Source organism: Aeromonas sp. s3, from assembly GCF_040907805.1.
In the GTDB taxonomy this organism is placed as follows: Bacteria; Pseudomonadota; Gammaproteobacteria; order Enterobacterales; family Aeromonadaceae; genus Aeromonas; species Aeromonas dhakensis.
In genome coordinates, this window is the sequence record NZ_JBFOCQ010000034.1 from 127,777 (window position 1) to 139,558 (window position 11,782).

Sequence of the window (11,782 nt, forward strand, 5' to 3'; positions counted from 1 at the left end):
CCGTCAATACTGCTTGGTCTTGGAGGCAAACCCCGCCAGGAACAGTCCGGTCAGGAACATGCCGCAGAAGGCCTCGATGGCCGACAGCAGCTGCAGCGGGGAGGAGGTCTGGGAGATGTCGCCATAGCCCAGGGTCACGAAAGTGACGATGCTGAAATAGAGCGAGCGCCCAAGATGATCATGGGTGACCGATCCCGGCGCCAGATAATAGGTCAGGGTCGCCAGCAGGATCACCCCCATCGACAGCAGCAGGCTGCGGATCGGCCGCTCGCCGAAGCCCCAGGTGATGAAGCTGATGAACTTGGCGGCACACTTCAGGTAGCACAGCAGGGTGAGCCAGCCTTTCTTGAGCCAGCCGCTGCGCAGCCAGCACTCCTTGAACAGCTCCCTGGGGCTCGCCAGCGACTTCATCTCGTGCAGCTTCTCCTTGTAGTAGCACTCGCCGGCATCGACGGTGTCGCCCACGCTGGAGAAGAGCCGCTTGGCGTTGCGGTAGAGCTTGCTGGCCTCGCTGTGATCGACCCGGCCATTCTCGTTGTAGGCCACCTGCACCTTGTCCAGGTTGGTGTGCTCCATGGTGGCGTCGAAGTTCTTGGCCCGCACGTTGAAGTTTTTCAGTACCGCCCGGGAGGAGTGAAAGCGGATCTCCTCGCACTCTATGGTGAAGTCCTGAAACACCCCGTCCTCCAGCGCCAGCTCCCGCTTCTTGGCCCAGGCCCTGTGGTCCCACAGCAGGGAGTCGAACAGATCGAGCCCGATCACCCCGCCGTTGACCCTCACCCCCTTGGCCGAACAGTGCCACAGATAGACCTTGGAGTTGTTGACGGCGCCATCCAGCGAGAGCTCGTCCAGGCAGGTGAAGTCGAGCAGCCGGCCGGAGATGATGGGGCTTTTGAGCTCGACGCCGCCAATGTTGAGCAGCCGGTGCCTGCCCAGCACCTGGGCCTCCCCCTTGTTGTTCTCGGAGACCGAGAGCAGGCTCTGCACCCGCTTCACTTCGTCCTTGCCGTGTTTGCCGGCCAGCCACATGCAATAGGGTTCAAAACGCGTCTCGGCGCGGATCAGCCCGCTCTTGCGCAGGGACTCCAGCGCGCTCGAGGCGGTCTCATAGAGTCTGATCTTGTCGTCGCTCATGTAGAGGCACAGGCTCAGCACGCAGCGGGAGCTGATGAAGCGGGCGATGCCGATCTGGAAGATCACCTGCTTGTCGATCTTCTGCTCCGTCATCCAGTCGTCGAAATGGGGCAGCGATGCCACCAGCAGATCCCAGATCAGGGGGTAGTCGTTGGCCCGGCGCCACTCGTTGAACTGTTCGGGGGAAAGCTGCCAAAGCTCTGTTGCATTCATGGATGACCTCACTCAAGAAAGCGGTCCCGTTCTCCTGCGCCCACCGATGCGACAGAGGCCGCCAGGGCAAGATGGGCAGAATAGGGACTCATCACGCCATCATACTAGGCGGGCGGGGGAAGTCACTGGCGGGAGCGGTACGGCAGGGGCACTGCGACAACTTGCCGCCGAGCTGGCGAGATCTTGCTCAATGGGGCGCCGGATGCCGGAAAACGGGCAAAGAAAAAGCCCAGCATTGCTGCTGGGCTTTTGAATTGGCTCCTCCTGCTGGGCTCGAACCAGCGACCTGCGGATTAACAGTCCGTCGCTCTACCGACTGAGCTAAGGAGGAATTATAAGTGGTGCCCAGAGACGGAATCGAACCGCCGACACGGGGATTTTCAATCCCCTGCTCTACCGACTGAGCTATCTGGGCAAATGGTGCCGGCTACCGGAATCGAACTGGTGACCTACTGATTACAAGTCAGTTGCTCTACCTACTGAGCTAAGCCGGCACACTTTAAACCATTGTGCATGAACAAGTTTTTCTTTCACGACACCAAAATTTGGTGCCCAGAGACGGAATCGAACCGCCGACACGGGGATTTTCAATCCCCTGCTCTACCGACTGAGCTATCTGGGCGTGGGCGCTATTAAACGGATTTTAAGGCAGGTGGTCAACGGGAAATTTCACTTTTTGTCTCGTTCGTCTCTTTTTTGCTCAGGATCATCCATTTCCAGCACTTCTTCCTGCTCGGCGCGGTTCTGGCGGCCCCAGACTCTGGGCTCCTCCCCTTTCAGCAGGCGGGCAATGTTCTCGTGATGGCGGATCAGAATGAGGCAGGAGAGCAGAGACACTGGCAGCGTGTATTCCGGCTTGAGCAGGTAGGTAAAGAGCGGGGTCAGCAGCACGGTAATGATGGAGGCCAGCGACGAATAGCCGCTCACCAGCAGCACCAGCAGCCAGGTGCCGATCACCGCGCCCCCCATGGTGAAGCCGATGGGCATCATGGTGCCGAGCGCCGTGGCTACCCCCTTGCCGCCACGAAAGTGGAAGAAGATGGGGTACATGTGGCCGAGACAGGCTGCCACCCCGATAAAGCCGAGGTAGACGGGTTTGATCTGCAGATACCAGGCGAGATAGACGGGAGCCGTGCCCTTGAGCACATCGAGCAACAGCACCACCACGGCCGCCAGCCGACCACCGAGGCGCAGCACATTGGTGGCCCCCGGGTTGTGGGAGCCGTGATCACGGGGATCCGGCAGACCCGTGATGCGGGAAACCAGCACAGCACTGGACAGCGAGCCGCCCAGGTAGGCCAGAATAATCATCAAAATCGTCAGGGCCGTCATCTTGGTCGTTTTTACCACGATATGAATGGGGTATGATGCGGGCCACATTCTCTGGCGCCTGCGTGGGGTTGCCCACCGCGTGTCGCCCAAACCGGCCGCCGGCACTCATCCGCTGGCCAGGCCTGCATCCCTGCGCTGTCATCACAGCCCATCAAGAGTAAAGAAGAAGTACTGTCATGGACAAGGTGTTTATTCGCGGACTCGAGGTTTTGACCACTATCGGTGTATACGAGTGGGAGAAAGGCATTCGCCAGAAGCTCTGTTTCGACCTCGAGATGGGGTTCGACAACCGCCCCGCCGCCGCAACCGACGATATCAATCTGGCACTGGATTACGCCACCCTCTCTCGCAAGATCTGTGATCACGTCGCCAGCAAGGTGGTGGAGCTGGTCGAGACCATGGCCGAACAGGTCGCCATGCTGGTGCTGGCCGACGAACGGGTGCAGTGGGTCAAGGTCACCCTGACCAAGCCGGGTGCCGTCCCCAATGCCGCCGGTGTCGGTGTCGAGATCCTGCGTCACCGCACCCCGGCCGCGAGCGCCAACTGATGACCCGCATCTATATCAGCCTGGGTTCCAGCCAGATGACAGGGAGCGCTGCATGACCTGTATCTACATCAGCCAGGGTTCCAGCCAGATGACAGGGAGCACCGCATGACTCGTGTCTATATCAGCCTGGGATCCAACATCGAGCGGGAACGCCATATCCGCGCCGGCCTCGATGCCCTGCAGGCCGAGTTTGGCGAGCTGCAGGTCTCCCGGGTGTTCGAGAGCGAGGCGGTAGGCTTCAACGGCCGGCCCTTCTACAACCTGGTGGTGGGTGCCGACACCGAGCTGCCGCTGGCGACCCTGTGCCAGCGACTGCGCGCCATGGAGTTCGCCCACGGCCGCGAGCCGGACGCCAAGAAGTTCGCCCCGCGCACCCTGGATCTCGATCTGCTGCTCTACGGCGAGCTGGTCTGCGAGACGCCGCTGGTGCTGCCGCGCGGCGAGATCCTCACCAACGCCTTCGTGCTCTGGCCACTGGCCGAGCTGGCGCCCAAGTTCTGCCACCCCGTCGATGGCCGCACCATCGGCGAGCTGTGGGCGTGCTACGACAAGGCCTCCCAACGGCTCTGCCCCATTCCTTTTCACTGGGAAGCAGGCGCATTGCAGCACCACTGAACGACAAGGGCACCCACGGGTGCCCTTGTTGTTGATGGACAGAGCTGATAACGGATAAGAAACCGTGATTGGGCCTGCGCCGCGGCAAGTGGCAGGATGGCCGCCATCACAGGAGGACCCCATGCCACTCGATACCATTCACGACTTCAACTGCCGGCTGCTGGCCGAACTGCCCCATCAGCGTTTCGAGCACGAGCCCATTCTCGACTACGCCACCGATGAAAAGGTGAGAGCCCGCCTCGGCTGGCAGGCCGAGTTCAGCAAGACCCTGTTTCTCAAGTTCAAGGATGGCCGCTTCGCCCTGCTGCTGACCCACAGGGACGGCCGGCTCGACAACAAGGCGGTCAAGGCGGCGCTCGGCGCCAAGCCCTCCATCTGCACCGCCGACGAGATGCAGGCCGAGATCGGCTGCCTGCCGGGCGCGGTCTGCCCCTTCCTGCCCCGCGCCGACATTCCGCTGCTGGTGGATCCTGTGCTCATGACCCACCACGCCTTTACCTGGACCCCCGGCCACCCCGAGCAAACCTTTTTGCTGGAAACCGCCCACCTGGCCGGACTGCTGGCCCAGCTGCCCTGCCAGGTGAGCTACCTGCCGGCCCCCTGAGCCTGCAGCTCAGCGCTTGTCCCGCGCCAGCTGGGCGAAGATCAGCGCCGCCAGCATCGACATCAGGCCGATGCAGAGGTAGGTGAGGTGAAAGCCTCCCAGCCACTGGCTATCCGCCGCCGCCGAGCCGGCAGAGAAGAGCCCCAGCAGGCTGGCGGCGATGGCCACCCCCAGGCTCATGGAGAGCTGCATCACCACCGACAGCAGGCCGTTGCCGCTGCTGGCGAACTCCGGGCTGAGATCCTGCAGGGTCAGGGTGTTCATGGCGGAGAACTGCAGCGAGTTGATGGCGCCAAACACCATCAACCAGCCCAGCAGCACCCCGTAGGGGAGCTGGTTGTCGATGAGGGAGAAGCTGGCGATCATCACCCCGAGCGCCAGGGTGTTGCCGATCAGGATGCGGCGATAGCCGATGCGCGGAATGAGCTTGTTCACCAGCGTCTTGGTCAGCATGGCCCCCAGCACGGTGGGGATCATGGTCATCCCCGCCTTGCTCGGCGAGAAGCCGAGCCCCAGTTGCAGAAACAGCGGGGTGAGAAACGGCATGGCGCCGCTGCCGAGGCGGGCGAACAGGTTGCCCCAGATGCCGATGGCAAAGGTGCTGGTCTTGAACAGCCCCAGCCCGAACAGCGGCTCCTCGGCATTGGCGGCGTAGAGCCAGTAACTCGCCATGGCGGCCAGCCCGAACAGCAGGGCAAACAGCGCCCAGCCGGTGGAGATGCTGTGCTCCCCCAGCCCCTGCAGGCCCACCGACACCAGCACCATGCCGGCGCTGAACATCACGAATCCCTGCCAGTCGAACTTGGCCGTGCTCTGGCGCAAGTCCGGCATGAAGTACCAGCTGGCGATAAAGCCGAGCAACCCCACCGGCAGGTTGATGAGAAACACCCAGTGCCAGCTCGCCACTTCCACCAGCCAGCCACCCAGTGCCGGGCCGATGAGCGGCCCCACCAGGCCGGGGATGGTGACGAACGACATCACCCGCAGCAGCTCGTGCTTGCTGTAGACCCGTAGTACCGCCAGCCTGCCGACCGGCATCAGCAGGGCACCACCGATCCCCTGCAGTACCCGGGCGGCCACCAGCACCGGCAGGGAGTTGGCGGCCGCGCAGGCCAGAGAGCCCAGGGTAAACAGCAGGATGGCGGCCAGATAGATGCGGCGGGTGCCGAATCTGTCCGCCAGCCAGCCGGAGGCGGGAATGAGCAGCGCCACCGTCAGCATGTAGGCGATGATCACCGACTGCATCTGCAGCGGGCTCTCACCCAGGGTCTCGGCCATGCTGGGCAGGGCGGTGTTGAGGATGGTGCCATCCAGCGTCTGCATGAAGAAACCGACCGCCGTGAGCGGCGGCAGCCATTTGCGCTGGGCAGGGGTCACCATGTGTGTGCTATCGGGCATCTGCAGCCACCTCCTCTTCAGACAAAAAAAGACCCGCACAAGCGCGGGTCATCTCATTACATCAGGCATCAGGCTGGCCGAGCATGGCTCTGAGCTGCTCTTCCAGGCTGGGCTCGGGGGCCTTGAGGGTATCAAGGAACAACCGCTCTATACCCGCCTTGTCCTGACTCTTCACGATGAACACCAGCCGGGACTGGGCCTTGCCCTCCGGCCACTCTCCCAGCGCCTGCAGCGGATAGAGCTGGCCATGGACGCCGTGGATCACCACCGGCTGGCTCTCTCCCTCCAGCTGCAAGATGCCCTTGAGCCGCAGCAGCGCATCGCCGTATTGCGCCTGCACCGCGTCGATGGCGGCCAGCAGGCGGGAGGGCTTGAGCGGCTCGCCGATGCGCAGGGAGAAACTTTCGATATTGCCGTGCTCGAAGTGGGTCGGCGCGGCCGTACCCACCTTGGCGGCAAACGGCTTCATCTTCGGCTGCATCGGCGAGGCCAGCCCCTGTTTCGGGGATTCTGTGCGCAGCCAGGCCAGCAACTGGCGCACGTCGCGCCCGGCCGCCTCGTTGTAGGCGCCCAGCTTCTCCAGCACGGCGGGCGAGAGCACCCCATTGCTGACCCGCTCGATGGGGGCCGCCGGGTTGAGGGTCGCCAGCTGGGCCTCCACCCGTGCCAGCGTCTCCTCATCCACCAGATCGCCCTTGCTCACCACCAGCAGATCCGCCAGCGCCACCTGTTTCACCGCTTCATACTGAGCCGCCAGCTGCTGCTCGATATGGCCGGCATCTACCACGGTGACGGTACCGTCGAAGCGATAGCGCTGGGCGATAAAGCCCTCCTCCCTCAACGTGAACAGCACGGGGGCCGGATCGGCGAGGCCTGTGGTCTCGATAATGAGTCGTTTAAAAGGCTTAATTTTCCGCTGGATAGCCTTCATAAACAGCCCCTGCAGCGCCTCCACCAGGGAACCCTGCACCGAGCAGCAGATGCAGCCGGAATCGAGCAGCACCACCTGCTCGTCCACCTGCTGCACCAGGTGGTGATCCAGCCCCACCGAGCCGAACTCGTTGATCAGTACAGCGCACTCGCCAAGCTCGGGCTGCTTGACCCAGTGGTTGAGCAATGTGGTCTTACCGCTGCCGAGAAAGCCGGTCAGCAGGGTCACTGGGATGCGGGTATCTTGCATATCGGTCATGTCAGATCCTTACCGGTTGGCAAACAGGTCGGCGAGCCAGCGGTTTTCGAAGCGGCCGTGGGGGTCGAGCTCGCCCTTGAGGGCCAGGAAGTCGTGCCAGCGCGGCAGCAGGGCCGGGAAGTCGTAGAGATCCATCGCCAGGTGCTTGCCAAAGTGCGGGATGCCGCCGAGCGGCACCAGCAGTTGCTGCAGCTCGCGCATCTGCTCCATGGAGCCGTTGACGAAGGTGCCGTCCGCCGCCAGATAGACCAGGAACCCGATCCAGCAGACCGACTGATCGTAGGCGGCACTGAGCCAGGCCTTGGAGGGGCCGGTACAGCGCAGGATAAAGGGGTAATGCAGCACGCCGGGGTTGGCCTGCTGCCACGCCTGCAGGGTCTCCAGCGCCTCGTTCATGCGATTAAGCGGCACCGCTACCTCGCAGTTGATCTGGGGCGCCGGGATCCCCTTGCAGAGGATCTGGTAGACGTTGCCCACCAGATCGGAGGCATCCTTGAAGCGGCGCACCGTCTCGAAGTGCTCGCCGGCCAGCGCCTCATCCTTGGTGTCCTTGGCCATCTTCTGCAGAGTCGCATCTATGGTGGCATTCATGCGGGCGTCGATGTCGCCCTCTAGCAGCAGCGGCTCGCTGCCACCGGCGCGGTAGCGGGCCACCTCCTCCTCAGAGGCGGGGTCCACCAGCCAGATGTGGCTCTCGCCGGTCCAGGCGAACCACCAGCTTTTCACGAAGGCGTGCTCGCGGTTGAGCCGCTCGTTGTGTTCCAGCAGGAAGGGGTAGTCGGTGGTGAACTTGGTGCAGCGCATGATGCGGTTGGGCACGGTCTGCAGGGTGACGTCGAGCAGGATGCCGAGCATGCCCATCCCCATCACGAAGGCACCGAAGCGGGAGTCGGTGCGATCCACCCGGATGATGTCGCCACTGGCCAACATCACTGTCAGGGCCGCCACCGCATCACAGAGGGCGGACTGGTGCAGCCCCTGGCCGTGAGTGCCGGTGCTGAGCGCACCGCCCAGGGTCTGGATGCCGATGACGCCGGGGGAAGCCGGCAGCATCCGCTCCATGGCGATGAGATCGGCGTAGACGGTGTCGAGCGGGGTGCCCGCCTGATAGGTGACGGTGTCGGCGGTCTGCGCCAACTGACCGCGCAGGTGGTGCAAGTCCACCAGCAGCGCCTGGCTGCCCTCGGCATAGACGCTGTGGATGGGTTCGAAGGAGAGACCGGAGCCGATGAGGCGCAGCTTGCGCTCGGGGTTTTCCCGCAGCAGTTGCTGCAGTTCGTCGCGATTCTTCGGACGCCACACCTGCTCCAGTGCGCCGAGGGGATTGGTCCTGGACCAGTTGAACAGCACCTCCCGCTGACCTATCGCCTTGATGCTGTGAAATGCCTGGAACCTGACCGTCATACCGCCCCTCATCTTTATTGACGTCAAAATGAGCGCCAATTCTACCGAAAAGCGAACCACAAGGCATGAAAAACAAGCCCCTACAGTCGGGGGTGGATAGGGGAGAGCGCCTCTCCCCTCGCCTCAGCGTGTCTGCTGGGTCAGTGCCAGCAGCATGCCGAATCCCACCAGCAGCCCCCCAAACACCCGATCGATCCAGTGGCGCACCGCCAGCAGCCGACCCCGTACCGAGTCGGTGGAGAAGAAGATCGCCACCGCGCTGAACCAGACGGCGTGGGCCAGCACGATGAAGGCGCCGTAACCGAGCTGGACCGCCAGCGGCGTCTGCGGCTGCACCACCTGCATGAACAGGCTGACGATGAAGATGGTGGTCTTGGGGTTGAGCACATTGGTCAGGAAACCGGTGCGCAGCGCCCCCGGGCTGGAGAGGGCGGGCTGGTCGGCCAGCACCTCGGCGCTCGCCGGTTTGGCCCGCAGCATCTTGATGCCGAGGAAGATGAGGTAGGCGGCCCCCGCCAGCTTGATGAGGTTGAACAGCCAGAGCGACTGCTGGATCAGCAGCCCCACCCCGAGCAGGGTGTAGGTGACGTGCACGCAGACCCCGGCGCCGATGCCGAGCGCCGTCAGCACCCCGCTGCGGCGCGAGAGCAGCAGGCTGTTGCGCGACACCATGGCGAAGTCGGGCCCGGGGCTGATGACGGCAAAGAAGGTAATGGCCACTACGGCTAACAGTTCGGTCATGAAAATAGTCCTGATTACATGGAATATCGGCTATTTTATTTGGCCATGATGCCAATAACGAACGATAACTTCTGACATGAACGGTGAGAATAATTCACAGAAAAGCCTGTCGCTGCCCGCCCTGACCGCGCTGCGCTGTTTCGAGGTGGCGGCCCGCACCGAACACTTCAGCCGCGCCGCCGACGAGCTGCACCTCACCCACGGAGCCGTCAGCCGGGCGGTGCGCCTGCTGGAGGAGGATCTGGGAGTCATGCTGTTCGAGCGGCGCCAGCGCCGGGTCTTTCTGACCGAGGCGGGCGAACGGCTCTATCAGGCGGTCAGGGAGGGACTGGGCGGCATCCGCCAGACGGCGCAGGCACTGCGCCAGCAGGGGCGACCATCCTCATTGGTCATCTCCTGTGAGCCGACCCTGCTGATGCGCTGGCTGATCCCGCGCTGGCCCGCCTTCCAGGCCCTGCACCCCGAGCTGGACGTGCATCTGATGGCCGGTGGCGGCGCCCTCAACTTCGGTAGCGGCATCGATCTCGCCATCCGGCGCAACGACTTCCAGTGGCCCGCCGAGCTCTACAGCCAGCCGCTGTTCGAAGAGCTGACCGGGCCGGTCTGCCAGCCGGGCAAGGTGGCGCACTTCTTCGAGACGGGGGCAAACGGCCCGGCCCTGCGCCCTGGCGCCCCCCGCCTGCACACCAAGACCCGGCCGGGGGCCTGGCAGGAGTGGTTGCAGCACGCCGGCCAACCCGCCGGCGAGGAGGCACCGGGGCAGACCTTCGAGCACTTCTACTTCAGCCTGCAGGCGGCGGTTGCCGGGCTGGGAGTCGCCATCGGCCCCTACCGGCAGGTGTGCGACGACATTGAAGCCGGCCTGCTGGCGGCGCCGCTCGGCTTCATTGCGGATGGCACCGGCTATCACCTGCTCGCCCCCGCGCCTCCCGCCCCTGGCAGTGCCCACGCCAAGCTCGCGGAGTGGCTGCACGCCCTCACCTGACGACTCAGGCCGAGAGCGCCTGCCGTGCGGGATCGACGCAGGAGTGGCGCAGCACCTCCTGAAATTCGCGCAGCGGCAGCGGGCGGCCAAACAGATAGCCCTGCAGGTAGTCGACCCCCTTGCCCCTCAGGTAGTCGGCCTGCCGGCGCGTCTCCACCCCCTCGGCCACCAGAGCGAGGCCGAGCCGGGTTCCCAGATCGATCACGTTGTCGACTATGTGCTCGGAGAGGGATTCGGTGCCGATCCTGCCGATAAATGACTTGTCTATCTTGAGATAGTCCACATGGAACTGCTGCAGATAGTGGAGGCTGGAGTGGCCGGTACCAAAATCGTCGATGGCCAGCCTGACCCCCATCTCGTCGAGCCGGCGAAACAGCGCCAGCGTCCTGGGATCCGCCACCAGCAACTCCCGCTCGGTCAGCTCCAGCACCAGCACCACCTGGCCAGGCGCGAAGTGATCGAGGAAGCGCCGGCACCCGGCAAGCAGCGTCATGTCGCGGCAGTGGACGGCACTGATGTTGAAGCTGATGTGAAAGCCATCGGGCACCAGCTCTCGCGCCATGCTCAGCTCGCGGGCCACCTCCTCCATCAGCAGGGTGGTCATCGGCACGATCAGGCCGCTCGCCTCCGCCTGGGGGATGAAGAGATCGGGGCGGATCAACCCGGCCGTCGGGTGCTGCCAGCGCATTAACACCTCGCCTCCCATCACCCGACCACTCCCCGCCTCCACCAGCGGTTGCAGATAGGGTACGAACTCCCGGTTGCGCAGGGCACGGGCCAGCTCGATCCCGGGGGAACGGGGTCGCCCCAGCAACCACCAGATGAGCAGGGCAAAGCCGAAGCAGATCCTCAGCAACAGTAGGATGGCCCAGGGGCGGGTCTGCCAGAGGGAGCGCCAGAGCGAAGGGAGATCGTGCCCGGCATAGATGGAGAGCGGGTAGCGGGCAGAGCGGATCTCATGGCCGGCCAGCATGGAGGGCGCCTGCGGCTCTTCACTCAGCACGCCCCGCTCATCCAGCCACTGCTTGCCTACGTGCAGCAGCAGGGTGCAGGGGTGGCCACTCAGCACCAGCATGAAGCGCAGGTAGTCGCCGTCTATGGTGCTGAAGATGGCGCCCTTGCCCTCGCTGTCGCGCAGCGCCAGCAGGGGGTGATCGGCCCGCACCTGATTGCCGGCCATCAACCGCAGCCGGCCACCGCTGTAGTGTTCGAGCCGATCCGGCCACTGGATAGCACCGAACAGCGAGTTGCAGTAGATCCCCTGCTCCCCCACCAGGTTGACGGTGCGCACGAAGGGCACCAGCGCCACCTGCTGGCGCAGGGTGAACAGGGCCTGCTCGCACGGTTTGTCAACGAAGGGACGCAAGGCCTGGTTGGCCCCCTCTGCGTGGGTCAGCATGGTCTCCATCAGGGTGACCGCCTGCCGGGCCGAGCGTTGCGACTGGCGATCCAGCGTCTGCAGATGACCGTGGTAGATGGTCCACAGCCCGAGTGAAAAGGGCAGCATGAACAGCAGCAAGGTGCATCCGAACCTTAGCCAGGTGCGGGAGAAATCCAGGTTGAGCGGCGACATCGACATGGCGGGACCATACGGCAAACATGGCAGCCCACCTTAACAG

Annotated in this window: 11 protein-coding genes and 4 tRNA genes; 4 read left to right on the forward strand and 11 right to left on the reverse strand. The window is 63.9% G+C overall.

The features are described from left to right. Positions 1-3 precede the first annotated feature (3 nt). The 6 genes from AB5Y98_RS21365 to plsY form a co-directional block, all read right to left on the reverse strand. A complete protein-coding gene (locus AB5Y98_RS21365; RefSeq protein WP_010635979.1) occupies positions 4-1,347 on the reverse strand; it encodes a potassium channel family protein in 1,344 nt (447 codons plus the stop codon). 255 nt (positions 1,348-1,602) lie between these two features. Next, a tRNA-Asn gene (locus AB5Y98_RS21370) sits at positions 1,603-1,678 on the reverse strand. Positions 1,679-1,686: 8 nt separating this feature from the next. After that, positions 1,687-1,762, reverse strand: a tRNA-Phe gene (locus AB5Y98_RS21375). 3 nt (positions 1,763-1,765) lie between these two features. Next, positions 1,766-1,841 (reverse strand) — tRNA-Thr (locus tag AB5Y98_RS21380). A gap of 52 nt (positions 1,842-1,893) precedes the next feature. Next, positions 1,894-1,969, reverse strand: a tRNA-Phe gene (locus AB5Y98_RS21385). Between the two features lie 47 nt (positions 1,970-2,016). Next, complete coding sequence (gene plsY, locus AB5Y98_RS21390; RefSeq protein WP_016352149.1) at positions 2,017-2,679, reverse strand: glycerol-3-phosphate 1-O-acyltransferase PlsY; 663 nt, start codon at positions 2,677-2,679, stop codon at positions 2,017-2,019. Between the two features lie 176 nt (positions 2,680-2,855). Between plsY and folB the strand changes: the two genes are divergently transcribed. From folB to AB5Y98_RS21405, 3 genes are all read left to right on the forward strand, one after another. Next, positions 2,856-3,227: a dihydroneopterin aldolase gene (gene folB / locus AB5Y98_RS21395; protein ID WP_010635977.1), complete on the forward strand. Its 372-nt coding sequence runs from the start codon at positions 2,856-2,858 to the stop codon at positions 3,225-3,227. Between the two features lie 105 nt (positions 3,228-3,332). After that, positions 3,333-3,842, forward strand: a complete 510-nt coding sequence (folK, locus tag AB5Y98_RS21400; protein WP_017782461.1) for a 2-amino-4-hydroxy-6-hydroxymethyldihydropteridine diphosphokinase — start codon at positions 3,333-3,335, stop codon at positions 3,840-3,842. Positions 3,843-3,963: 121 nt separating this feature from the next. Further along, a complete protein-coding gene (locus tag AB5Y98_RS21405; protein WP_017788220.1) occupies positions 3,964-4,446 on the forward strand; it encodes a YbaK/EbsC family protein in 483 nt (160 codons plus the stop codon). Positions 4,447-4,455: 9 nt separating this feature from the next. On the opposite strand, the gene mdtD is transcribed toward AB5Y98_RS21405, so the two are convergent. The 4 genes from mdtD to AB5Y98_RS21425 all read right to left on the reverse strand — a co-directional run bounded on the left by mdtD (position 4,456) and on the right by AB5Y98_RS21425 (position 9,178). Next, entirely contained in the window at positions 4,456-5,844 is a 1,389-nt protein-coding gene (mdtD, locus tag AB5Y98_RS21410; protein WP_208200759.1) for a multidrug transporter subunit MdtD, read from the reverse strand. Positions 5,845-5,905: 61 nt separating this feature from the next. Next, on the reverse strand, positions 5,906-7,033 hold the full coding sequence (locus AB5Y98_RS21415; RefSeq protein ID WP_042049826.1) for a GTP-binding protein: 1,128 nt from the start codon (positions 7,031-7,033) through the stop codon (positions 5,906-5,908). Positions 7,034-7,042: 9 nt separating this feature from the next. Further along, positions 7,043-8,437, reverse strand: a complete 1,395-nt coding sequence (locus AB5Y98_RS21420) for a D-arabinono-1,4-lactone oxidase (RefSeq protein ID WP_368232892.1) — start codon at positions 8,435-8,437, stop codon at positions 7,043-7,045. 123 nt (positions 8,438-8,560) lie between these two features. Then, complete coding sequence (locus AB5Y98_RS21425; protein ID WP_368232894.1) at positions 8,561-9,178, reverse strand: LysE family translocator; 618 nt, start codon at positions 9,176-9,178, stop codon at positions 8,561-8,563. Positions 9,179-9,254: 76 nt separating this feature from the next. Here AB5Y98_RS21425 and AB5Y98_RS21430 point away from each other — a divergent pair, with 76 nt between their 5' ends. Further along, entirely contained in the window at positions 9,255-10,163 is a 909-nt protein-coding gene (locus AB5Y98_RS21430) for a LysR family transcriptional regulator (protein ID WP_139725682.1), read from the forward strand. Between the two features lie 4 nt (positions 10,164-10,167). Here AB5Y98_RS21430 and AB5Y98_RS21435 read toward each other — a convergent pair whose 3' ends face one another. Next, the gene (locus AB5Y98_RS21435; RefSeq protein ID WP_368232896.1) at positions 10,168-11,742 is read right to left on the reverse strand and encodes an EAL domain-containing protein; all 1,575 of its coding nucleotides are present in this window, start codon (positions 11,740-11,742) and stop codon (positions 10,168-10,170) included. Between the last annotated feature and the right edge of the window lie 40 nt (positions 11,743-11,782).